This window comes from Microvirga brassicacearum (assembly GCF_008757455.1).
Taxonomy (GTDB): Bacteria; Pseudomonadota; Alphaproteobacteria; order Rhizobiales; family Beijerinckiaceae; genus Microvirga; species Microvirga brassicacearum.
This window is the reverse complement of record NZ_VCMV01000013.1, coordinates 249,384-272,858: the sequence shown is the minus strand read 5'-3', so window position 1 is coordinate 272,858 and position 23,475 is coordinate 249,384. Positions and strand designations below refer to the sequence as shown.

Genomic DNA, 23,475 nt, shown 5'->3' with positions numbered 1-23,475 from the left:
ACCGCCGGCCCGCTAAGGGTGCGGTCGATGTTTACTGCGTTTTGGCCGGCTCGCCGTTGATCATCAGCTTGTCAACCTTCGCGGAGGAAAGCTCCCACTTCTTGAGGACCTCCGCATAAGAGCCGTCAGTCATCATGCCGCTGAGGGCCTTGGCGATCGCGTCACGAAGCTGCGTGTCGTTCTTGGCGATGCCAATGCCTTGATAGACCGAGGTGAAAGGCTCGCCAAGGATGACGTATGTGTTGGGCTCGAGATTGAGCAGGTAGGGCAAGGTCTCGCTGCCTTGGACAGCGGCATCGAGGCGCTTCTGGCGCAATTGCGTCCGCGCGTCGGCGGAGCCTTCAGTGCCGACGATTTTCAAAGGCGGTTTGCCGGCGCCCTCGCAAGCGGTCTTGCTCCAAGTTTCCATTTCCTTCGGAAACGATGTCCGCCGACTTGCCCCCACCGTCTTACCGCAGAGATCAGTCAGGGTCTTGTACTCGTCCTTGCGATCTGCCGTCGTGTAGAATTGAGCGCCCGATTTTAGGTAGTCGACAAAATTAAGCGTGTCGCGTCGACCCGGAAGGTCGCTCATACCACTCAGGATGATGTCCGCACGGCCAGTGGTGAGGGCGCTCACCATCTGCTCAAAGCTGATTTCTTCCCATTTAATTTCGATGCCGAGTTTTTTGGCGAGAGCATTGCCAAGATCGATATCGAGTCCTGTCAGCGTCGCGGTCTTCGGGTCCTTGAATTCCAGCGGCGGATAGTTCGGGACGTTGGCAACGACGATGACCTTCTTCGACGCAATACGTTCCGGCAGTTCCTGGGCGACACTGACACCGGCTGCGGTCAGAAGGGCGACGAACGAGCAGAGTATTGTGGCGGTCTTCATCTCATCTCTCCATTTCTCTGGTATGTAGGTCTTTTGATCGACTTATTTGTGCACGGCCGAGATGAACTCCCGGGTGCGCGCCTGTTGCGGATCGGCCAGCACTGATCGGGAATCTCCAATCTCCACCAGTTGTCCTTGATCCATGAACGCCACACGATGGCTGACCTCGCGTGCAAAACCAAGTTCGTGCGTGACGACAATCATCGTCATGCCACTCTGCGCCAGATCACGCATTACGTTGAGCACTTCACCTACCAACTCCGGATCGAGAGCGGATGTAGGTTCGTCAAAAAGCAGAAGCTGCGGCCGCATCGCGAGCGCGCGCGCGATGGCCACGCGCTGCTGTTGCCCCCCTGAAAGATGAGCCGGATAGGCGTTCCGCTTGTCGCTCAGTCCCACCTGCTCCAGGAGCGCGTGTGCGCGTTCCTGCGCTTCAGCCGGCTTTTCGCCGAGAACCTGGATCGGACCCTCGGTCACGTTCTGCGTCACGGTGAGATGCGGGAAGAGATTGAACCGTTGGAACACCATGCCGATCGAGCGGCGCTGCCGCGCGATCTGCACGTCGTCAAGTTCATAGAGATTGTCACCCTCACGACGAAAGCCGACGAGCTCTCCGCCCACCCAAATAGCACCGGCATCGATACGTTCAAGCTGGTTGATGCAGCGCAGGAATGTGCTTTTTCCGGAACCGGATGGGCCGATAATGCACAAAACCTCGCCTTGCGGGACTTTGACGTTGATGCCTTTCAGCACTTCCAGCGTGCCAAAACGCTTGCGCACATCGGCAGTGACGACGATAGGCGCATTCGGAGAAAGGTTCTGCGTGTCCATGTCCTTCACCTCCGTCACTTCGCATTCGCCGGTGAAGCAACGCCCTTTGAGTAATATTTCTCGACGCGACCTTGAATAAGGCTGAGAATTGTAACCACCAGGAGATACCAGATCGATGCGACGATCAGCAGTTCTATGACCCGCGAATTGGCGTAGTAGATATTCTGAGCGCTGTGCAGGATCTCGGCGTATTGGATGACACTTGCGAGCGATGTCAGTTTCACCATGCCGATGAACTCGTTGCCGACTGGTGGGACGATCACACGCATGGCCTGCGGCATGATGATCCGCCGCAGCATCTTGAGACGCGTCATCCCGATCGTCTGCGCCGCTTCGTATTGTCCCTGATCGACGGAGAGAAGACCGGCGCGCACCACTTCGGCCGTGAACGCGCCCTGCTGAATGCCAAGTCCCAGAAGCGCGGCGACAAACGGCGTCATCACGGCAACCGTCGGCACGGAGAAAATTCCGGGGATGCTGATTGTTGGAAAGACCAGCGCGAGGTTGAACCACAGAAGCAGCTGCAACAGTGCCGGGATCGCACGAAAGAGCCACACATACCCGAGTGCCGTCACTGACAGGACGGGATTGTGGGACAATCTCATGATCGCAAAGATGACGCCGAGTACGATACCCAGAACCATCGCCAAAAGCGCCATGACGACCGTGTTGACGAGACCGCTCATGATCGCCGGGACAGTGAGGAACTCCGCCACATAGTTCCATTCGATCTGACCGACCGCAAAGGCGTGCACAATGGCGGCAAGTGCCGCGCAGACGAACGCCGCTCCGATCATCCTCCCGTAATGGCGGCGCGGGACGAGCGTGAGATGGCTGACTTGATAGACAGTATCGGTCATCGGCTGTGCCTCCCTCGGGTCTTCTTCTGAACCAGTCTCATCGTTTCACGCTTATGAGGATTTTTCCAATGTGCCGCCCGTCTTCCATATATCGATGGGCGTTGGCCATCTGCGAGAGGCCAAAGGTCTTGTCGACCGCTGGCAAAATCCGGCCCGCCTCAAGGTGAGGCCACAGATCGCGGTTGACGCCGGCAACGATCCGCGCCTTCGCGGCCGCCGGCCGATCGCGCAGGGAGGTCGTGAACAAGGATCCGCGTTTGCCCATCATGCGGCCCAGCGGGATCTGCCCCTCGCGCCCGCTTTGAAGCCCGATCATTGCGATCCGCCCGTCTGGTGCAAGCGCATCGATGTTCCGGGCAAGATATGAGGCACCCATATTGTCGAGGATCACGTCGGCCCCGCGGCCGGCTGTTTCCTCGTGCATCACAGCGACGAAATCCTCCGTCCGGTAGGAAATCGCCCGCTCCGCGCCAAGTTCAAGGCAACGCTCGAGCTTGTCGGCACTGCCGGCGGTTGCAAAAACCCGAGCGCCCATCGTCCGCCCCGTCTGCGTCGCGAAGGTGCCGATGCCGCCTGCCCCACCATGGACGAGAAGGACATCCCCGGCCGCAAGGCCGGAAATGTCGATAAGATTCGACCACACCGTGCACGCGGCCTCGGGCAAAGCGGCCGCCGTCATCAGGTCGATGCCACGGGGTCTCCGTAGGAGCTGCGTAGCCGGGACGGCCACGCGTTCCGCGTAGGCTCCACCCGAGGTCAGCGCGCAGACCTCGTCGCCCACCGCCCAACCTTCCACATCTGGCCCGATCTCCAATATCGTTCCGGAGCATTCGATCCCGAGGATGCTGGGGAGTTCCGCCGGAGTTCCATAGGTCCCGCGACGCTGGAGAAGGTCCGCGAAGTTCAATGCTGTCGCATGAACGTCGATGACGACGTGGCCGGTCGCCGGCCGAGGATCAGGCACCTCGGCCAGAGAAAGAGCGTCCGGCCCGCCGACGTGAGTGAGGATCACGGCGCGCATATTGGTCTCCGCTGATGAGTGTCGGTGCTCAGGTGCCGGCGTCGATCGTCACGTCAGTGATCGCCTGTCGCTCGAGACCGTATTTCTGCAGCACCTGCTTGTAGGCTCCGCTCTTCATGGTCGCTGTCAAGGCAGTGGCAACCGCGTCGCGCAAGGCTGTCTCGTTCTTGTTGAACGCAAACCCGAACAACGTCTTGATCAACGGCTCGCCCGCCAGCGCGTACACGCCCGGCTCATCCGCCATCAGATAGGCGACGTATTCCGGCCCGAGAACGGCAGCGTCGAGTCGGCCCTGCTTGAGATCAAGGCGCGTTGCGGTGGCGCCTGCCGTGCCGTTGACGGTCGCCGCCGTCTTGCCGGCGCCGACGCAGTTTTTATCGCTCCAGGCGATCGCCACCGGATAGTAATTGGTGGTGCGGGGTGCACCTACTGTCTTGCCACAAAGATCGGCCTCGGTCTTGATGCTGTCTTTCTTGCCGCTCGTCGTGAATGGCTGAGCGCCGGTTACCAGGTAATCGACGAAGGTGAGCTTCTCGCGGCGCGACGGTAGATCGCTGATCGCAGTGCCGATCATATCGATGCGTCCTGTCGTGAGAGAGGTCATGAGCTGTTCGAAGCTCATCTCTTCCCATTTCACCGAAACGCCGAGTTCCTTGGCAAGTTTTTCGACGAGGTCCACGTTAACGCCGATGCGCTCGTTGGACTTCGGATCCTTATAAGCCATGGGCGGATATGTGGATTCGATTCCGACGACGATAGAGCCAGAGGTCTTGATCTTCTCAGGCAAGGCCGCTGCCGCCGTCTGCGCGGAAGCCGCCAGAGGAATCGACATCACGAGAGCAGTTCCAAGACCGATCGAGAGCGACCGGACCGCGCCAAGCGAATAGCATGTCATCATCGTAGTTCCCTTTGGTTTGAATGAAGGTCGCGGTTGGGCCGCAACTCTGTTGTTGGTCTTGTCGAAGGGTCTCTCTGCGCTAGCCAGTCACCCACTGGCGCTGCCGAGCAAGCGTTTCTTTCAGCCGGGCGATCTGCTCGGCCACTCGTTCTGGTGCTGTCCCGCCGTATCCCCTGCGGGCTGCTACCGCCGCTTCCGCGGTCAGGCATGGCAGCACGTCGGCTGTCAAACGGGCATCAACCGCGGCCAGATCTGCCGGCGAAAGCGCCGACAGGTCGAGGCCCTTTTCTTCGCAATAGCGGACGAGTGAACCGGTGATCTCGTGAGCCTCGCTAAACGGGACGCCGGTTCGCGAGAGCCAATCCGCGACCTCGGTCGCGAGCGTAAAGCCGTCGGTCGATTGCAGCTTCAGCCGGTCGCGGTCGACCGTCATCGTTGCGATCATTCCGGACATCGCCGGCAAGACGAGATCGAGCGTATCAATGGCTTCGAAAGCCGCCCATTTATCTTCCGAGAGGTCGCGATTATACGCGAAGGGAAGACCTTTCAGGGCGGCGAGCATTGCGTTCAGCCCGCCGATCAGCCGCGCCGCGCGGCCGCGCGTAAGCTCGGCAATATCCGCGTTCTTCTTCTGCGGCATGATCGACGAGCCGGTGGCGTAGCCATCGTCGAGCACGACCCATCGGAATTGCTTGGACGACCAGAGGAAGATCTCTTCTGCCAACCGAGACAGATTGACGCCGAGCATGGCGGCGACGAACAGAAATTCCGCCACGTGGTCTCTGCTGCCGACCGCGTCGATCGAATTCTCACACGGCGCATCATAGCCAAGTTCCCGTGCGGACAATTCCGGGTGCAGCGCGATGGCCGAGCCGGCCAAAGCAGCGGCACCGAGCGGCGAACGCGCTGAGCGGCGATCCCAATCCTGCATCCGCTCGACGTCGCGGGAGAAACCCTGCGCATGGGCTAGAAGTTGATGCGCAAACGAGATCGGTTGCGCAGGTTGCAGATGCGTAAAGCCTGGAGCGAGCGTCGTCTGATGCTCGCTCGCCTGCGCGATCAGGGCGTCCTGCAGAGCAAGTACGGCCTCAACGATCCGGCGTGCCGCACCGCGGAGGTGAAGCTTGAGATCGTTTGCAGCCTGGTCATTGCGCGAGCGCCCGGCGCGCAGCTTGCCGCCAATGGTCCCAAGCCGTTCTGTCAGGACCCGCTCAAGGAACGTATGAATATCTTCGTCGGCCTGAGAAGGCGCGATCTTACCAGCCGCGAAATCCTCGCCAATCGCAGCCAACACTTCTGCAATCTTGTTTCCTTCGCCCTCCGTCAGAATCCCCGCCCGCACCAGTTCACGCGCGTGGGCGATCGAAGATTTGATGTCCTCGGGCACAAGGCGAAAATAGCTCTCCGGGGCGCGGGAGAGCCGCATCAGTGCCGGCGAGGGCGGTGTGCGGAACCGGGCTCCCCAAAGGCGGACGGGCTGGGTCATTTGCATTTCTCCTGATGTTCAAATGCTTGCACCGGCATCAGATGTGGACAATTGAATTGATTTCCTCGAAGGTAGTCCGAAATGGAATAGCCGCATTGCGGCCTCCCCTCTCGGTCGAGGCGGACACAATGACGAGAACACATCTTCCGACCACGGTTGCACTGCGCGTGGTCGTTTCCCTCGCGCAGCATGGAACGGTTTCGTCTGCGGCGCAGGCGCTGCACCTCACGCAGAGTGCCGTGAGCAAGCAACTCAAGAGCATCGAAGAGCTCGCGGGCATGTGCCTCTTCACGCGCACCAGCCGCGGCCTTGCGCCCACCGAAGCGGGGGTCATCTACATCGAGCAGGCGCGCCTCGCGCTCGGCGCGCTGGAAACAGCCGCAGTGCGCTTGGCGGGATTGCGTTCGTCGCAGCCCACCATTCGCCTGCATGTGCTACCTATTCTTGGAGACCGGTGGTTCATGCCGCGGTTTTCGCGGTTCGCGGAACTCCATCCGAGAATCGATATTCAATTCACCACCTTCGCGCCGAGCGACACCCTGGAGGAAGCCGATGCGGTGTTCCGTTTCGGAGATGGCACGTGGCCCGGCTGGGATGCGAACTACGTTCTCGGGCGCGACGTCGTCCTCGCCAGCTCCCCGCATCTCATCGCGCGGAACGGCGGACTGAACGCTGCCGACGACGTTCGCAATTTTCCGGTTCTCGACCATTTACAGACACCTTTGCGCTGGAGCGATTTCGGCGCAGCCTGTGGATTTTCGGACTTCAGGCCGCCTCGCGTCATCCGATTTGGCTACTACGCGCTGGTCATTCGCGCGGCAATCAGTGGCCAAGGACTTGCGCTCGTCCCTCGCAGCTTGATTCTCGACGAGCTTGCGAGCGGTCAACTCGTCAACCCTCTCGGCCTCGGCTTCTCGAGCAAGAATGGCTATTGGCTGACGACTCCCGCTTCCCGCCCGTTGCACGCAGACCTCGCCATCTTGCGCGACTGGATCTTGAGCGAAGCCCGCCAATCTGAAGGCCGCGTTTAGCGAACGCGCTAAAAATCCGCCGACGGGCCGCCGTCTGCGAGACGTCGCAATGCATCGACGGGAAGAGTATAATAGACCTTCTCCTGGACGACGGCGCCGAGGGATGCATAGAGGCGTTGCGCCGCGAGATTGGCGCGGTCCGTCGTAAAATCCATGCGTGCAATCCCGTTTTGCGTCGCGAAACGCGCGAGAAATCGCAGGAGCCGGCTTCCGACTCCCTGTCCGCGCGCCTCGGCAACGACAAAGAGATCCTTCAGGTACAGCAATCCCTTCAAATCTCGGCCGGGACGCATGATCGTGATGCATGCTAGTCCGACGGGTCGATTGTCAGGCGCTCGTGCCAGGAGAAAGCGGGTTCCCTCCTGCTGTTCCAGCGTCTGCGCCACCATGGCCGCGTAATCTGTCTCCGGCAGCAGGTCCTCACCGGGTCGGTAGTATCGATCCATCGTTCTTATCAACGCGCCGACGATTGCGGCCTCGGACGCACGGGCGAATTCAATATTGTTATCCGACATCACGTGGTTCGTTTGAGTTTCTCGTGCCGCGGAAGGTACCCAATCATTTCCGGAAAGGAAACGGATGTGACGGGCACGATCCTCGCGCATTTCCAATGCACGAGATTGCCAGCGCGTGCCGCACCGCCGGTGCTCGCCCGTCGCAATTTCGGCACCTCGGAAATTCAGGCCACCGGCGGCTTTCCGCGCTTCATTGTTTCCAAGACTGCTGCATGCCACCCTGATGTAGTGGCCACCAGAAGCAGATCCATGTTGATTTGCGCGACGACTTGTATACTAGAGTACATGCCAAAAAGCACGGCTTCCGCTCAAGCTCCGAGCCGATTGGCGTCAAGCCAGTCTGCCGCGTCCAGCCATCAAAGAAGATAGGGAATAACGCTCATGCCGTTTTCACGAACAACTCGTCTCTTTGCCTCCGCCGTCCTCGGTCTCGGAGTGGCGATGGGGGCCGCGCACGCGCAGGACGTGCCCGCCCCGGGATCGAGCGCGCGGATCGACGCGATCAAAAAGGCCGGTCAGTTGCGCGTGGGCGTATTGTCAAACCCGCCGTGGCTGATTGAAGATACCAAAGGGTCGGGCGAAGCATGGGCCGGGCCAGCATGGACACTGTCGAAAGAATACGCCAAGCGCCTCGGCGTGAAACTCGTCGCCGTTCCAGTCTCCCATGAGACCAAGGTTCCGGTTCTGGCGTCCAATCAGGTCGATCTCACCATCTCGCCGCTCTCCGTCACGAAGGAGCGCCAGAACGTGGTGGATTTCGTTACCTACTCCAAGACCAGCCTGTGCGTCTTTGGGCGTGCGGACAATCCCAAGGTGGCGAATGCGAAGTCGGTGGACGATTTCAACAGCCCAGACGTCACGATTGCGTATTTCACTGGTGGCGGTGAGGAGAATTGGGTGAAGCAGCGTTTCCCAAAGGCAGTTCTGCGTGGCGTCTCGAGCGCCGGCACCGCGGCACCCGTCGAGGAAATCATGGCCCGCCGTTCCGATGTCACGCCCATCAACCGCATTCCGTGGATCGCGTTGAACAAGAAGGTGAAGGGTCTCGCGGCTCTCCCGCATGGCAACAATTGCCAAGACAGCACGGAAGCCGCCAACGAGATCGGTCTCGCGCTCGATAAGAACCAGCCGGAATTCCTCAAATGGCTGAAATCCATCTCCGAGCCGATGCTGCCGGCCCTCCAGAAGGAAGAAGAGCACATCGTCGAAACGATGTAATTCGCGGCCGCGCAATCGATCAGCCGATGCCGGGCAATACGTCCGGCATCGTCGCCTTCTCGCCGGTCCTGTCTCGGTCTCTGAAGCGGTTCCTCTCATGGACTTCAACTACGATCCCGTCCTGCAAAGCTGGCGCTTCCTGCTCGACGGTCTGCAGGTTACGCTGCTGCTTTCCGGCGGCGTTGCGGCGTGCAGTCTTATCCTTGGGACGCTGGTGGGGCTCGCGCGGCGCTATGGGCCACAGTGGCTCCGCGTTGTGCTTGTCTTCTACATCGATTCGATGCGCGCCATCCCGGTGCTCGTCGTCTTGGTGTGGATCTATTTTGCCCTCCCTGCCATCACGGGTTGGAACCTGCCCCCATTCTGGTCGGCGCTTTTCGCATTGTCGTTCCACCTCGCCGCCTACGTGGCCGAAGTCATCCGTGCCGGTATAGAATCGGTCCGTCCCGGCCAAGTCCGCGCGGGCCTCGCACTCGGGATGTCGGGGCCGCAAATCGTCCGCAAGATCGTGTTGCCGCAAGCGATCGTCCGCATGATGCCGGCCTTTGGATCCCTGCTGTCGCTCGCCATCAAGGACACCGCCATCGCGGCCGTCATCGCCGTGCCGGAACTGATGCGCCGTGCCGATGCGGTGGCGGGCCAGTCTTATGCGCCTGTCGAGGTCTTCTCGACTGTGATGATCATCTATTTTCTCATCATCTTCCCCGTCACTCGCGCCGTCGACATGGTCTACAAGCGCATCGCGTTCCTGGGGCGGTCATGAACCTGGATTGGACGATCATTCCCGCTAGCGCAGGCGCGCTCGCTCGCGGTGCGCTCATCACCATTGCGCTCACCGTCCTGACGATGGCGATTGCGGTCCCATGCGGTATCGGCGTTGCGATGCTGCGCGAGTCGCGCCTTCGGCCGGTGGCGCTTCTCGCCACTTGCTTCGTGGAACTCTTCCGCAATCTGCCGATCATTCTCGTGGTCTATTGGGCATTCTACGTGATGCCGGTTGTATTCGGCATCGCCTTTTCGCCATTCATCACCGGCCTCGTGGCCTTGTCGCTGAACAACACCGCCTACAATTCCGAAACCTTTCGTTCCGGCATCAAGTCGATCCGCAAGGGACAAACCGAGGCAGCGCTCGCGCTGGGAATGAGCGAAGCCCAAGCCTTTCGCAAGATCGTTCTTCCCCAGGCGTGGCGACGTGTGCTGCCGGTACTGGCGACGACCTGGGTGACGTTGTTCAAGGACACATCATTGGTTTCCGTTATCGCCGTGGGCGACCTCGCCCACACCGCCATGCAGATCCGGTCACAATCGTTCCGCGTGATCGAAATGCTGACCGCCATGGCCGCCATCTACTGGTTGCTGGGATACCCGCAGGCCAAGATCGCGGATTGGATTCACAAAAAGTTCGGGGTCACAGAATGACAGCCGCCACCTTAGCGATGCAGCCCGCTCCTCGAGTCGTCCTGCAATACCGCGACGTTCGTAAACTCTATGGTGACTTCGTGGCCCTGTCGGGCGTTTCGATGGAGGTAGAGAGAGGTCAGGTCGTTTGCCTCATCGGCCCCTCCGGCTCCGGGAAGTCGACTCTCCTGCGTTGCACGAACGCGCTGGAAACGCTGGATGGCGGCGAGTTGCTGTTCGATGGCGTTCCCTTGCCAAGAGATCCCGCGTCCATCCGCAAAGTGCGCCAGCGCATGGGCATGGTGTTTCAGAATTTCGAGTTGTTCCCGCACAAGACGGCGATCCAGAACGTCATGATGGGACCATCGACCGTCCTCGGGCTGTCAGAGCAACAATCGCGAGCGCGGGCAGAAGCTTTGCTGGTCAAGGTCGGATTGTCCGACAAGGCCGGCAACTACCCGGCCAATCTTTCTGGCGGCCAGCAGCAACGTGTCGCCATCGCGCGCGCATTGGCGATGGAGCCTGAAGTCATGCTGTTCGATGAGCCGACCTCCGCGCTCGATCCAGAGACCATCGGGGAAGTGCTCAACGTGATGAAGGCTCTCGCGGACGACGGCATGACCATGGTGGTGGTTACTCACGAGATGACCTTTGCCCGTCGGGTCGCCGATCATGTGGTGGTCTTCGAAAGCGGCCAGATTATCGAACAGGGGCCGCCTGCGCAGATTTTCGATGCACCGATTCAGGCCCGGACACGCGATTTCCTCGGCCATCTGGGCTGGGATGCATGAGAGAGGTTCCCGCCGTCGTGCCCGAACTGCCGCCGGAAAACGCCCCGACTCCGAAGCGTGCCGGGGCGGACGTGGCGCGGCCTATGTCGGCTCCTTTGAGTGTCGCCACGATCCACGCCACCATTCGGCAGGACATCATCCTGCTGCGCCTTCGGCCTGGCACGCGGGTCTCCGAGAATGAGCTTGCTCGCCGCTTCGGGACAAGCCGGACCCCCGTGAGGGAAGCGCTTTTGCGGCTCGTGGAGGAAGGTCTGATCGAGGTCTGGCCTCAGCGTGGCACCTTTATCACCCCCATTTCCCTGCAGGCCGTACGCCGCGCGCGCTTTGTGCGCGAAGCGATGGAAGTCGCGATTCTGCGACGAGCCGCGGAACAGGGACTTTCCGCCGAAAGCCGGAAGGATGTGGACAGGGCGATCGCCGAGCAGGAGGCGGCGCGCGACGAACCTGAGCGCTTCACCCGCGCCGATGATGCGTTCCATCGGGCATTCGCCGACGGTATCGACGTGGGCAACATTTGGGCGGTGCTGGAACGGGAGAAGGCGCAGTTCGATCGTTTGCGCTTTCTCAGCCTGCCGGACGTGACACCTGTCTCAACCCTCATATCCCAGCACAAGGCGATGCTCGTCGCCGTTAGCAAGGGCGATGTGGCTGCGGCCGAACATGCGGCGCGAGAGCATCTCTCTGAGGTGCTGAAAGTGTCTGATACGCTTGCGGCCACGCACCCTGAGCTCATCGTCGACGATACCTGAGGCATTCGACACGGGCCGACTGAACGACCCAGGGTTTTTTGCCTCTTCTGATGAAATTGCGACAAGCCCCTTGCGGCGACGGTGTCAGACCGGCGATGCTGACGAGAATTTTTGGAAGTGGAAGGAGCAACTCGCTCATGGAACAGACTTGGCGTTGGTGGGGACCGGACGATATCATCAGCCTCGCTCATGTGCGGCAGACCGGTGCCACGGGCATCGTGACAGCGCTGCACGAGGTTCCCGCAGGGGTCGTATGGATGCGCGACGCAATCGAAGCGCGCAAGCGCTTCATTGAACGCGATCGCGGGCTCGGCTTGCGGTGGAGCGTGGTCGAGAGCTTGCCGGTGGTCGAAGCCATCAAAATTGGCGATGGCGACCTCGAACCGCTCTTCGAGAATTACCGGATTTCGCTCCGTAATCTCGCGAGCTGCGGCATCCGGACCGTCTGTTACAATTTCATGCCGGTTCTAGACTGGACCCGGACTGACTTGCGCGCACCTGTCACCGGCGGCGGCCGGGCTCTGCGTTTCAATGCGCATGAATATGCGGCCTTCGACTGTTTCATGCTCGAACGCTCAGGCGCGCAGAACGACCATGCGCCGGAGGTACTCGAACGGGCACGCGCCTGGTTCAAGGCTTCCACGCCGGACAATCGTGAAAAGCTTCTGGCCAATATCATGGCTGGACTTCCCGGCGCTTTCGACCGCTATGACCTTCCGGGCCTGCGCACGATGCTCGCGCGCTTCAAGAACGTTTCGTCGGACCGGCTGCGGGAGAATCTTGGTCGGTTCCTCCGCGCGGTCATTCCGACCGCCGAAGAGGTCGGCATTCGCATGGGGATTCACCCCGACGACCCGCCGCGCCCGCTGCTCGGATTGCCGCGGATCGTCAGCTCGGAGGAGCACCTTGCAGCCATTCTCGCCCTTCATCCCTCGCACAGCAACGGGCTCACGTTCTGCACCGGCTCGCTCGGCGCACGGCCGGGGAACGACCTTCCGGCCATGGCAAGGCGCTTCGCTGATCGCATTCATTTCGCTCACCTTCGAAATGTGACCAAGGATCCCGATGGATCTTTCGAGGAAGCCGATCATCTCGGCGGCGACGTGGATATGGTAGCGGTTGTGCGTGTGCTGTTGCAGGAGCAGAAGCGTCGGCGCGATGCGGGAGCCGAAGACTGGCGAATTCCGTTCCGGCCCGACCATGGACGGGAACTGCTCGACGACGTGGGCAAGCCGACGCATCCCGGTTACCCGGCCATCGGTCGCCTCCGCGGTCTTGCCGAAATTCGCGGCGTCATGATGGCAATCGCACAACTCGAAGGGCTTCCGACCGAGCCCTGATACCGGAACGTGGATTTTGAGCTGATCTGCTTGAATTTGGCTGGAGGAACGATGAGCACCGAAGCCCTGAAGACGGAAGTGGCGCGTCAATTCGGAACACCCGCTGTCGTGATCGACCTTGACATCGTGGAGCGCAACATCGCCCGGGTGCAGGCGCTCTGCGACGCGGCCGGAACTGCAAACCGCCCTCACATCAAAACCCACAAAAGCCCTGTTCTCGCCAGCATGCAGCGCGATGCTGGCGCGCGCGGCATCACCTGCCAGAAAATCGGCGAAGCCGAGGTCATGGCCGATGGCGGGCACGACGACATCTTGATCTCCTACAACATCCTCGGGGAGCAGAAACTCGATCGCCTCGGTGCGTTGCTGTCGCGGGCAAAAATTACGGTCGCGGCGGATAATCCGACGGTCATTGCGGGGCTTCCGCGCGCCGCAGAAATTGCAGGCCGCGATCTCGACGTGCTGGTGGAATGCGACACGGGCCGCAAGCGCGCCGGCGTGACGAGCGTCACCGAGGCGGTTGCGCTCGCGAGGGATATCGCCTCTCGACCCGGGCTCTCGTTCGCGGGATTCATGTTCTACGCTCCCGAGGATGCGGTTACCGGCACACAAGCCTTTCTCGATTCCGCGCTTGCGGGAATTCACGAGGCCGGCCTGACTGCCAGAATAGTGTCAACCGGCGGAACTCCGAGCCTCGTCAACCTCGGAAAGATCAAGGGCACGACAGAACATCGCGCCGGAACCTACATCTTCAACGACCGGATGATGCTGGCGGCCGGGATGGCGACCCTCGCGGATTGTGCCTTGACCGTTTACGCCACTGTCGTTAGCCGCGCAGAATCCGACCGCGGCATCCTCGATTCCGGATCAAAAACCCTGACCAGCGATACCGGTGGGCTCGAGGGTCATGGCCTTATCATTGAGCATCCGGAAGCCAAAATAGCGCGCTTTGCGGAGGAGCACGGCTTTCTCGACCTCGCAGCATGCAACCTACGCCCCAATGTCGGCGATATCGTGCGTATCGTGCCCAACCATGTTTGCGTGGTGGTGAACATGGTCGATCGTCTTATCACCGTCAGAGGGGGTGAAATCGTCGGAGAACTGCCAGTTGCAGCGCGCGGGCGATTGACCTGACCGACGTGCCGACCTCCAACCGCGCGGTGACGCTTTCACCGCGCGCCTCGCCGCTCAGCCGATCATCATCAGGCTGGCGTTCCCGCCAGCTGCTGCCGTGTTGATGCTCGTGGACGTTTCTTCGATCAACCAATCGAGGCAATAATCTTCTGCGCCGGATGCCAGGCCGGCACTGGATGCTCCTTGCACGACGACGATCCGACCCTCCAGTGCAGCAACACGGCGGTTGATGTCGAGCAGGGGTTCCTGGTCGCCCTCAACCAGCACTGCAGCGATTGGATAGGCCCTCCCCCAATCGGCGATCCTCAGGATTCGATCGGCAAGGTCTGCGGGCATCTCACGCAACACACCGAAAAGGGCATCGGAGGCATCAATCGCAATGTCGTTGCCGGTTGCAAGCGCAGCGCCGACCTGGAGGAGCAGTCCGGTCTCCGTTTCGGGTACGAGCAGGACCCGCCCACGCCTGCGCAGCGCATAGATGTTGCGCTCGCCCACAGGCCCGGGAAGTTCCATGCTCGCGCCAACAAGCGAACGATCGAGGTAATCGCGAACGCGGGCGGCTTCCGTTTTGCGGCCATTGCGGACAAGCCACTCGCAATACGCTCGCGCGGGGACCTGATTCGCCTCTGGGGAGTCCAGTTCCAGCGCGATCTTCGGCCGGACGCTCAAGAGGCGCAGCAGATAGAGCGGCCCTCCCGCCTTGGGCCCCGTACCGGAGAGGCCGCAGCCGCCGAAGGGCTGGACGCCGACGATGGCCCCGATAATATTGCGATTGATATAAATGTTGCCGACCTCGATGCGGTTAGAGACACGTGCCATCGTGTCGTCAATCCGCGTGTGAAGACCGAAAGTCAGACCGTAACCGGTAGCGTTGATGTCATCGATAAGCTGATCCAGGTTCTCGCGCTTATAGCGAATCACGTGAAGGACGGGACCAAACACCTCGCGCTCCAGCTCATCGAGGCTCTCGATCTCGATGAAGGTCGGCGCCACGAACGTGCCGTGCCGTGCCTCTTCGGGCAGGGGCACCGCCTCGATGCTGCGGCCGCGCGCTGCCATCGCTTGAACATGCTGGCCGATCGTGCGGCGTGCTTCCTCGCTGATCACAGGCCCCACATCCGTCGCTAGGCGATCGGGATTGCCGACGCGCAGTTCACGCACCGCGCCTTTCAGCATCGCAAGGGTGCGATCTGCAATTTCTTCTTGAAGGCACAAGACCCGCAACGCGGAGCAGCGCTGACCGGCGCTGTCGAAGGCCGACGCGATGACATCGCCTACGACTTGCTCTGCCAAAGCTGAGGAATCGACAATCATCGCGTTCTGGCCCCCGGTTTCGGCAATGAGGGGGATGGTTTGCCCGTCCGGGGAAAGGCGCTCCGCCAACTGGCGCTGGATCAGGCGTGCCACCTCTGTCGAGCCGGTGAACATCACGCCGCGCGTGGCGGCATTGCCCACCAGGGCGGCACCCACCTCGCCTGCGCCCGCCAGCAACTGCAATACGCCTGCCGGAACACCGGCCTGACGGAGGATGCGCACGCCTTCGGCGGCGATCAGGCATGTCTCTTCGGCGGGCTTGGCAAGCACTGGATTGCCCGCCGCCAGGGCCGCTGCAACTTGACCGGTGAAGATCGCAAGTGGGAAGTTCCAGGGGCTGATGCAGACCACCGGGCCGAGCGGCCGGTGGGTCGAGATATCGAATCCCTCGCGAACCTGCCCTGCGTAGTAACGCAGGAAGTCGATGGCTTCGCGCACCTCGGCGATGGCGTTGGGAATCGATTTTCCCGCCTCGCGCACGATCAAGCCGAGCAGTGTCGGCATGCGATCTTGCATCAGATCGGCCGCGCGCATCAGGCAGGCCGCCCTGTCTGTCGCTGGCGTCGCGGCCCAACCGGACGCGGCTGCGATCGCATGTCCGAACGCTGCTTCGATCGCCTCAGGAGAGGCCTCCACGACGGTGCCGACCTGATCGCGATGGTCGGCCGGATTGAGCACCGGCTGCGGCTCTCCTGCGCCCTCCCCATCACCCAGCAACGGAACAGCCGTCCAGGCGATCTCAGTGCTTGCGAGCAGCATCTCCGAAAGCGCGGCAAGCTCCTGTTCGTTGGAAAGATCGATGCCGGAGGAATTTTTCCGCGAGACGCCATAGAGATCCCGCGGCAGCGATATTCTCGGGTGCGGAGCGCCCAAAGGCTTGATGCTATTTGCGATCGTCACTGGATCGGCCACGAGTTCACTGATGGGAATGTTCTTGTCGGCGATCTGGTTCACGAACGAGCTGTTGGCGCCATTCTCCAGCAGGCGGCGCACCAAGTAGGCAAGCAGCGTCTCGTGAGTGCCAACCGGGGCATAGATGCGGCAGGGGCGGTTCAGTTTGGCGGGGCCCACGACCTCCTCGTAGAGAGGCTCGCCCATGCCATGCAAACATTGGAACTCGTATTGCCCCGCATGGTAGTCGTCGCCTGCCATCTTGAAAATGGTCGCGAGAGTCTGAGCGTTGTGGGTGGCAAATTGCGGGAACACCGCATCGGGCGCGTCAAGGAGCCTGCGGGCACACGCGATGTAGGACACGTCCGTGTAGATCTTGCGGGTATAGACAGGAAAATCGTCGAGACCATCGACTTGAGCTCGCTTGATTTCGGCGTCCCAATAGGCGCCCTTCACCAGCCGGACCATCAGCCTATGGTTGCTTCGCCGAGCGAGGTCCACCAGGAAGTCGATTGCCGCGGGGCAGCGCTTGCCGTAAGCCTGCACGACAAAGCCGATGCCGTTCCAGCCGGCGAGTTCCGGGACAAAGCACAGTTCTTCCATCAGATCGAGGGAGATCTCGAGACGATCCGCTTCCTCGGCGTCGATGTTGAGCCCAATGTCGTAGCGACGCGCGAGGATCGCCAGCGCCTTCACTTTCGGCAGCAATTCTCCCATGACGCGGTCGGCCTGCGAACGCGCGTAGCGCGGATGAAGTGCCGACAGCTTGATCGAGATGCCCGGCCCCTCATGGATGCCGCGTCCGGCCGAAGCCTTGCCGATGGCATGGATGGCCTGCTCGTAATCGGTATAGTAGCGCGCCGCGTCCTCGGCCGTGGTCGCCGCCTCTCCCAGCATGTCATAGGAATACCGGAAACCCGCCGCTTCAAGTTTACGGCTGTTCTCGATCGCCTCCTCGATGGTCTGGCCCTTCACGAACTCCTCGCCCATCATGCGCATGGCGACATCGACGCCTTTGCGAATGACCGGCTCGCCGCAGCGCGCCACCAGGCGCGTGAGGGCGGATGAGAGGTCCTGTTCGCTCGTGGCCGATGTCAGTTTACCGGTGACGACAAGCCCCCACGTGGCGGCGTTCACGAACAGCGAGGGGCTGTTGCCCACATGGGAATGCCAGTCCCCAGGGGCGATCTTGTCGCGGATGAGCGCATCGCGGGTGGCTCGATCCGGGATGCGCAACAATGCCTCCGCGAGACACATGAGGGCGACGCCCTCCTGGGTCGAGAGAGAGTATTCGTGAACGAGGCCCTGGACGCCGCCGCCGCGATGCTTGGCCCGCAACCTTTTGACGAGCTTTGCCGCGACCTTCCCGGCTGCCTCGACAGTCATCGCCGGCAACGTGGCCTCGGCGATGAGACCGGGCAGGATTTCAGGCTCGGGACGACGGTAGGCACGGGTGATTCTCGCTCTCAAATCGCCTTGCTGACGGATCGGCGGCGCAAACTGCGAGAACGGACCTCTCTCCGGCCCGGCAGCAGGCCACTCGGCGATCGACGAGTCATGGGGAAAATTGTCGGCTTTTGCGATGCTCATACGTGTTCTCTGTGGTGCGTTCCCATCCCCAGCATCTGTGCGGTCCCGCGTGGGAATCGAGCACGCTGCGGCCATTCCTATCGGTGGGGATGAAGTGAAGCTACGCTCGACAGGACCGAATTTCGATAGTCGATTTCGGCGGCCTCCCCGCGTATAATCCGCTTTTTGCGCGGGAAACTGGATTTATGACAGAAATCGACAGAATTGACCGCCGCATCCTCTCCGTGCTGCAGGTGGACGGTCGGATCGCCAACAACGAGTTGGCAGACCGGATCGGGCTCTCCCCGACGGCGACGAGCGATCGCGTCAAGCGCCTTCAGAAGGAAGGCTACATCCTTGGGTTCAGTGCCCGACTTGATCCTCACCGCCTGGGATTCGGTCTCCTGGTGTTTGTCGAGGTTCTACTCGACAAGACAACGCCCGACGTTTTCGACAAATTCGCCCAGGCCGTCCGTCGTGCACCGGAGGTGTTGGAGTGTCACATGGTGGCGGGTGGTTTTGATTACCTCATCAAGACGCGGCTCGCCGACATGGCGACATATCGGCGGTTTTTGGGCGAAGTCCTGCTGTCACTCCCCGGGGTCAAGGAAACACGGACTTATGCGGCGATGGAGGAGGTCAAGAACGACGGGCCTCTGCCGATCTGAGCCCATCCGCAGCAATCACGTCATCTTGCGGTGGCGGATTGCAGGATCGTCGGCAGCGAGGATAATGCCCAACGCTTGGGTGGCATCGTGTCCGATATGATCGACTTACATCTTGGCCAATTCGTGCGGGGTCGGTTTGGCCGCGACGTTACAAACCCCGTGTCCGGCCGGATACCCGAAGAACGACCTTCTGTCTCGAAATCGGGTACGATTAGAAGAATTGCGCGGTTTTGCGCCTCGTTCGGCTGTTTGCTCTTCAGCATCGCCGCAGCAGTGGCCTCGCCCTCTACGGAAACAGTCGAGCAGGCGCTCTGCCGCTTGATCGAAGATAGCGCGCGATCGCACGAAATCCCTATCGAGTTTCTCACCAGGCTTATCTGGCAGGAAAGTTCGTTTCGAACCGGCGTCACGAGTCGCGCCGGCGCACAGGGCGTCGCGCAGTTCATGCCTGGCACCGCACACGAGCGCGGCTTGGCAGACCCGTTCGATCCCGAGCAGGCGATCCCCAAGGCGGCGGAGTTTATCGCAGAACTGACAACGCGCTTTGGCAATCGCGGTCTAGCGGCGGCGGCCTATAACGGCGGCCCTGCCCGCGTGACGGACTGGCTCGCAGCCCAGCGAAGCCTCGCCCCTGAGACGCTGGATTATGTGTACGCGGTGACAGGACAATCGGCCGAGGATTGGGCAGCGATCCGCAAGGGCGAGGGGCAGAAGCAGCCCGATCCGTCGGAGGAACCGTCACTTTCATGCCTGCAGGTGACGGCGCTTCTGCGTCGCCCAAGCCAGGATGGTCCGGAGGAGGCACCGTTTGCGCCGTGGGGCGTGCAGCTTGCCGGAAATTTCTCGAAGGACCGCGCATTGCGCGCCTTCTCTCGGGCGAGCCGAAGCTATGCGGCAGCGCTCGGCGACGTGCAACCGATGGTGATCGGCACGCGCCTGCGAAGTCGAGGAACCCGAACATTCTATCGCGTTCGGGTACCCGCGGCTTCGCGAGAGATTGCTGATCGGTTGTGCGGGAAGATTCGTTCTCTTGGCGGTAGCTGCATCGTGCTGCCAAGCTGAAGCGAGATCGCTAGCCGATCAGCCAAAAATTCGATCGCCCTGCTCGTCGACGATCTGCTTGCCTTTCGCCAGCGCAAACGACACCGCATCCTCCATAGTGGAATGGGTTTCGGCTCGGACGAACCGGTGCTCTTTGCGACCGGACTCGAAATCTTTCTCGATCAGCCCGGCCGTCTGATATTGGCCCTTAGCCGGATAGGGAGCAGGGGTGATAAGATAGCCCTTATACTCGGTCGGCTCGACGGATGGCGGGGCCTTTGCCGCATTGCCCTCCCCACTGCCGAAGAGGCGGGTCATGAATGATCTGAATGTCGTGGCCATGAATGACTACCGCCCGAAAGAGTTGATTCGCCCCTCATTATACGCTGCCCTGCCATCCCACGTAGATGGTCATGTCTAGCAGGAGGTGCCATCCGGACCCGATTGTCAGTTCGGGAAGGGCATGGAATGAATATCGACATGAGCCTTCATGACGACATCACCGACCTCGAAACAGAAATCGACAGGCTGGCGGAGGCCGCCGAACGATGTCGGAAAATCATGGTTGTGGCGAGAGGCGCGATGGCGACAGGCTCGGTTGTTCTCGCGGCCCTGGTTCTTGGCCTGTTGCGATCCGACGCGCTGATTCTCCTGACTAGCGTCACAGCTATTCTGGCGGGGATCGCTGTATTCGGATCGCACCGGAGCACGCTCCAGGAACTCAAGGCCAAGATTGCCGCCCAGGAGGCGCGCCGCAGCGGGTTGATCGACGCGATGGATCTTCACGTCGTGAAAGAGGCATGAGATCGCAGTGGCGCGGGGCGGGAAATCTTTCCTTGCGCCGATTGAGTTTCAACAGGGCCGACGAGCCTTCGCCAGTCGGATCTCCGCCGATGCCCATGCGACTTAAGGATGAAGCCTTGCTGCCGTCCGGGTGACTGAAACCGCCTTTAGCTTCCTTGACCGTCGCCGCTCGTAGTTTCACGATGCGGACCTAACAGTCGGGCTGGTTCAACTTTCGATAACAACAGGGAGAAAAGCCTATGAAAGTTCTCAAGAAGCTATTGTTCGTCCTGAGTTGCAGCGTCCTGGCACAATCCGCCTACGCGCAGCAGGCATCGGACGGCGTGGTCAAGATCGGAATTTTGAACGACCAATCCGGCGTCTACGCGGATTTCGGCGGCAAATGGTCCGCTGAAGCAGCCCGAATGGCCGTCCAGGACTTTGGGGGCAAAGTGCTCGGGGTTCCCATCGAGATCGTAAGCGCCGATCACCAGAACAAGCCTGACGTCGCCTCCGGCATCGCGCGCCAATGGTACGACACCGAGAAGGTGGATGCCATCATGGAACTGACCACCTCTTCGGTGGCGCTGGCCGTACAGGGCCTGTCGAAGGAGAAAAAGAAGATCACGATGGTCACCGGCGCGGCAACCACGGACCTGACCGGAAAGCAATGCTCCCCCTACGGGTTCCACTGGGCCTACGATACCCACGCGCTGGCAGTGGGAACGGGCGGGGCGCTTGTCGAGAACGGCGGGAACAAATGGTTTTTCCTCACCGCCGATTATGCATTCGGTTATTCGCTCGAAGGCGAAACATCGAAGTTCGTGAAATCGAAGGGTGGCCAAGTTCTCGGCGCGGTCCGTCACCCGCTCGCCGCCAACGATTTCTCATCGTTCCTGCTGCAAGCGCAGAGCTCGGGTGCCAATGTGATCGGCTTTGCCAACGCAGGCCTTGATACAGCGAACGCCATCAAGCAGGCTTCCGAGTTCGGCATTACCCAAGGCGGCACGCGCCTCGCCGCACTTCTCTTCACCTTGGCCGAGGTCAAGGGACTCGGCCTCAAGGCCGCACAAGGCCTGACGCTGACCGAGGGCTGGTATTGGGATCAGAATGATGAGAACCGCGCATTTGGCAAACGGTACATGGAAAAGACCGGCCGCATGCCGAACATGATCCACGTTGGCACCTATTCGACGGTCCTGCAGTATCTCAAGGCGATCCAGAAAGCCGGAACGGATGCAACCGAGCCTGTCGCGAAACTGCTGCACGAAATGCCGGTCGAGGACGTCTTCGCAAAAAAGGGCAAGGTGCTTCCGAACGGCCGCATGGTCTACGACATGTATCTTTTCCAGGTGAAGAAACCGGAAGAAAGCAAAGGCGAATGGGACATGTACAAGCAACTCGCCAAGGTGCCCGGCGATGAAGCATTCCTGTCCGTTGCGGATAGCGGCTGTCAGGTAACACAGTAAGTCTCGGCGGAAGCGGGAATGGTTCACCGTTCCCCGTTCGCGACGCTTCGATAGTCCCTCGAAATCCGACGGGCATGCACCACCATCCGGCGTGCCCGCCTGCTCATTACCCGAGATTGACGAGCGCATGATGGTCAATTCCCAACCGATCCTGAGTGCGACGGGTCTCTCGATGGAATTCCGCGGCTTTCTCGCCGTGAAGGACGTGACGCTGTCGGTGAACGAGGGGACGGTTCATGCGCTGATCGGACCAAATGGCGCCGGCAAGACGACGGTTTTCAACCTCCTCACCAAGTTCCTGACGCCGACTCGAGGTCGGATTATGTTTCGTGGAGCTGACATCACGCGTTTAAAACCCGCGGAAGTCGCCCGCCTCGGTCTCGTCCGGTCCTTTCAGATTTCGGCCGTGTTTCCCCACCTGAGCGTCCGTGACAACCTGCGCGTGGCCCTGCAGCGCCCGTCCAATCTCGCGACGCAATTCTGGCGCTCATCGAACGTACTGTCCAAGGTCGACGATCAGGCAATGTCGCTCATCGACGCCGTGGGGCTTTCTCGCTATGAGCATCTGCCGGCGGTCGAATTGTCCTATGGGCGCAAGCGTGCCCTCGAAATCGCCACCACCCTCGCGTTGGATCCGACAGTCCTGCTTCTCGACGAACCGATGGCCGGGATGGGACACGAGGACATCGGCCGGATTTCCGAACTCATCCGTCGCATCGCCAAGCAGCGAACTGTTCTGATGGTTGAACACAATCTCAATGTGGTTGCCGACCTCTGTGACCGCGTCACCGTCCTGGCTCGTGGAGAAATTCTGGCCGATGGCGCTTACGACGTCGTGAGTGCGGATCCGCGGGTGCGCGAAGCCTATATGGGAACCGAGCATGAGTGATGCACCGCTCCTCGATGTTCGCGGACTTCAAGCTTGGTACGGGGAAAGTCATGTCCTCCACGGCGTCGACCTCGCTATCCGCGAGGGCGAAACGGTGACGCTGCTCGGGCGCAACGGCGCCGGCAAGACCACCACGCTTCGCGCGATCATGGGCATTCTGGGAAGGCGCCAGGGTGTCGTCAACCTGCGAGGGCACGATCTTCTCAGGCTGCCGCTCCATCGGGTTGCCCAGGCCGGCTTGGGATATGTACCCGAAGAGCGCGGCATCTTTGCCAGCCTGAACGTCGAGGAAAACCTCATGCTTCCGCCAAAGGTCGCCGAGGGTGGCATGAGCGTGGCTGAGATTTACGAGCTCTTTCCCAATTTGCTCGAGCGGCGATGGAGCCAGGGCACGAAACTCTCTGGTGGCGAACAACAGATGCTCGCGATTGCGCGCGTCCTGCGGACCGGCGCGAAAATTCTGCTTCTGGATGAGCCGACCGAAGGGCTTGCGCCGGTCATCATCCAGCGGATTGGCGATGTGCTTGTGACGTTGAAGGCACGCGGGATGACGATCCTGCTCGTCGAGCAGAATTTCCGGTTTGCCCGCAAGGTCGCCGATCGTTTCTATCTGATGGAGGACGGCCGGATCGTCAATTCCTTCGCCGGACACGAACTCGATTCGCATACGAGCCAGTTGCATGACGTTCTCGGGGTTTAAGATCG

23 protein-coding genes are annotated in these 23,475 nt (G+C 60.9%); 14 read left to right on the top strand and 9 right to left on the bottom strand.

Features of this window, described 5'->3' with window-relative positions; all coding sequences use genetic code 11:
* Positions 1-31: 31 nt before the first annotated feature.
* From FEZ63_RS08820 to argH, 6 genes are all read right to left on the bottom strand, one after another.
* The gene (locus FEZ63_RS08820) at positions 32-874 is read right to left on the bottom strand and encodes an ABC transporter substrate-binding protein (RefSeq protein ID WP_150943414.1); all 843 of its coding nucleotides are present in this window, start codon (positions 872-874) and stop codon (positions 32-34) included.
* 42 nt (positions 875-916) lie between these two features.
* Positions 917-1,705, bottom strand: a complete 789-nt coding sequence (locus FEZ63_RS08815; protein WP_150943412.1) for an amino acid ABC transporter ATP-binding protein — start codon at positions 1,703-1,705, stop codon at positions 917-919.
* Between the two features lie 14 nt (positions 1,706-1,719).
* Positions 1,720-2,565 carry an amino acid ABC transporter permease gene (locus FEZ63_RS08810; protein ID WP_150943411.1) on the bottom strand — a complete coding sequence of 282 codons (846 nt, stop codon included), beginning with the start codon at positions 2,563-2,565 and terminating at the stop codon, positions 1,720-1,722.
* 37 nt (positions 2,566-2,602) lie between these two features.
* A complete protein-coding gene (locus tag FEZ63_RS08805) occupies positions 2,603-3,586 on the bottom strand; it encodes an NAD(P)H-quinone oxidoreductase (protein WP_150943409.1) in 984 nt (327 codons plus the stop codon).
* Between the two features lie 28 nt (positions 3,587-3,614).
* Positions 3,615-4,484: an ABC transporter substrate-binding protein gene (locus FEZ63_RS08800; protein ID WP_150943407.1), complete on the bottom strand. Its 870-nt coding sequence runs from the start codon at positions 4,482-4,484 to the stop codon at positions 3,615-3,617.
* A 79-nt stretch (positions 4,485-4,563) separates the two neighbouring features.
* Complete coding sequence (gene argH / locus FEZ63_RS08795) at positions 4,564-5,970, bottom strand: argininosuccinate lyase (protein WP_150943405.1); 1,407 nt, start codon at positions 5,968-5,970, stop codon at positions 4,564-4,566.
* Between the two features lie 128 nt (positions 5,971-6,098).
* Between argH and FEZ63_RS08790 the strand changes: the two genes are divergently transcribed.
* Positions 6,099-7,001 carry a LysR substrate-binding domain-containing protein gene (locus tag FEZ63_RS08790; protein WP_150943404.1) on the top strand — a complete coding sequence of 301 codons (903 nt, stop codon included), beginning with the start codon at positions 6,099-6,101 and terminating at the stop codon, positions 6,999-7,001.
* A gap of 8 nt (positions 7,002-7,009) precedes the next feature.
* Here FEZ63_RS08790 and FEZ63_RS08785 read toward each other — a convergent pair whose 3' ends face one another.
* Complete coding sequence (locus tag FEZ63_RS08785) at positions 7,010-7,516, bottom strand: GNAT family N-acetyltransferase (protein ID WP_150943402.1); 507 nt, start codon at positions 7,514-7,516, stop codon at positions 7,010-7,012.
* 381 nt (positions 7,517-7,897) lie between these two features.
* On the opposite strand from FEZ63_RS08785, the gene FEZ63_RS08780 reads away from it, so the two are divergent.
* The 7 genes from FEZ63_RS08780 (at position 7,898) to FEZ63_RS08750 (ending at position 14,146) form a co-directional block, all read left to right on the top strand.
* Positions 7,898-8,734, top strand: coding sequence for a substrate-binding periplasmic protein (locus tag FEZ63_RS08780; RefSeq protein WP_150943400.1), 837 nt, complete (start codon positions 7,898-7,900; stop codon positions 8,732-8,734).
* A 97-nt stretch (positions 8,735-8,831) separates the two neighbouring features.
* Entirely contained in the window at positions 8,832-9,497 is a 666-nt protein-coding gene (locus FEZ63_RS08775) for an amino acid ABC transporter permease (RefSeq protein WP_150943398.1), read from the top strand.
* Positions 9,494-10,153, top strand: coding sequence for an amino acid ABC transporter permease (locus FEZ63_RS08770; RefSeq protein WP_150943396.1), 660 nt, complete (start codon positions 9,494-9,496; stop codon positions 10,151-10,153). The genes FEZ63_RS08775 and FEZ63_RS08770 overlap by 4 nt, the downstream gene beginning before the upstream one ends.
* Positions 10,150-10,923: an amino acid ABC transporter ATP-binding protein gene (locus FEZ63_RS08765; RefSeq protein ID WP_150943393.1), complete on the top strand. Its 774-nt coding sequence runs from the start codon at positions 10,150-10,152 to the stop codon at positions 10,921-10,923. Before FEZ63_RS08770 ends, FEZ63_RS08765 begins: the two co-directional genes overlap by 4 nt.
* Positions 10,920-11,672, top strand: a complete 753-nt coding sequence (locus FEZ63_RS08760) for a GntR family transcriptional regulator (RefSeq protein ID WP_150943391.1) — start codon at positions 10,920-10,922, stop codon at positions 11,670-11,672. Before FEZ63_RS08765 ends, FEZ63_RS08760 begins: the two co-directional genes overlap by 4 nt.
* A gap of 137 nt (positions 11,673-11,809) precedes the next feature.
* Positions 11,810-13,012, top strand: a complete 1,203-nt coding sequence (uxuA, locus tag FEZ63_RS08755) for a mannonate dehydratase (RefSeq protein WP_150943389.1) — start codon at positions 11,810-11,812, stop codon at positions 13,010-13,012.
* 51 nt (positions 13,013-13,063) lie between these two features.
* On the top strand, positions 13,064-14,146 hold the full coding sequence (locus FEZ63_RS08750; protein ID WP_150943387.1) for a D-TA family PLP-dependent enzyme: 1,083 nt from the start codon (positions 13,064-13,066) through the stop codon (positions 14,144-14,146).
* Positions 14,147-14,200: 54 nt separating this feature from the next.
* Here FEZ63_RS08750 and putA read toward each other — a convergent pair whose 3' ends face one another.
* Entirely contained in the window at positions 14,201-17,941 is a 3,741-nt protein-coding gene (gene putA, locus FEZ63_RS08745) for a trifunctional transcriptional regulator/proline dehydrogenase/L-glutamate gamma-semialdehyde dehydrogenase (protein WP_150943385.1), read from the bottom strand.
* 185 nt (positions 17,942-18,126) lie between these two features.
* Here putA and FEZ63_RS08740 point away from each other — a divergent pair, with 185 nt between their 5' ends.
* Both FEZ63_RS08740 and FEZ63_RS08735 read left to right on the top strand, forming a co-directional pair.
* Positions 18,127-18,588: an Lrp/AsnC ligand binding domain-containing protein gene (locus FEZ63_RS08740; RefSeq protein WP_150943383.1), complete on the top strand. Its 462-nt coding sequence runs from the start codon at positions 18,127-18,129 to the stop codon at positions 18,586-18,588.
* Between the two features lie 210 nt (positions 18,589-18,798).
* Positions 18,799-19,650: a transglycosylase SLT domain-containing protein gene (locus tag FEZ63_RS08735; RefSeq protein ID WP_420846272.1), complete on the top strand. Its 852-nt coding sequence runs from the start codon at positions 18,799-18,801 to the stop codon at positions 19,648-19,650.
* 18 nt (positions 19,651-19,668) lie between these two features.
* Here FEZ63_RS08735 and FEZ63_RS08730 read toward each other — a convergent pair whose 3' ends face one another.
* The gene (locus FEZ63_RS08730) at positions 19,669-19,971 is read right to left on the bottom strand and encodes an HlyU family transcriptional regulator (RefSeq protein WP_244622710.1); all 303 of its coding nucleotides are present in this window, start codon (positions 19,969-19,971) and stop codon (positions 19,669-19,671) included.
* Positions 19,972-20,097: 126 nt separating this feature from the next.
* On the opposite strand from FEZ63_RS08730, the gene FEZ63_RS08725 reads away from it, so the two are divergent.
* The 4 genes from FEZ63_RS08725 to FEZ63_RS08710 all read left to right on the top strand — a co-directional run bounded on the left by FEZ63_RS08725 (position 20,098) and on the right by FEZ63_RS08710 (position 23,470).
* Positions 20,098-20,433, top strand: a complete 336-nt coding sequence (locus FEZ63_RS08725) for a hypothetical protein (protein ID WP_150943382.1) — start codon at positions 20,098-20,100, stop codon at positions 20,431-20,433.
* A 239-nt stretch (positions 20,434-20,672) separates the two neighbouring features.
* On the top strand, positions 20,673-21,881 hold the full coding sequence (locus FEZ63_RS08720; RefSeq protein ID WP_150943380.1) for an ABC transporter substrate-binding protein: 1,209 nt from the start codon (positions 20,673-20,675) through the stop codon (positions 21,879-21,881).
* Between the two features lie 130 nt (positions 21,882-22,011).
* On the top strand, positions 22,012-22,770 hold the full coding sequence (locus FEZ63_RS08715; protein ID WP_150944133.1) for an ABC transporter ATP-binding protein: 759 nt from the start codon (positions 22,012-22,014) through the stop codon (positions 22,768-22,770).
* Positions 22,763-23,470 carry an ABC transporter ATP-binding protein gene (locus FEZ63_RS08710; RefSeq protein ID WP_150943378.1) on the top strand — a complete coding sequence of 236 codons (708 nt, stop codon included), beginning with the start codon at positions 22,763-22,765 and terminating at the stop codon, positions 23,468-23,470. Before FEZ63_RS08715 ends, FEZ63_RS08710 begins: the two co-directional genes overlap by 8 nt.
* Positions 23,471-23,475 lie beyond the last annotated feature (5 nt).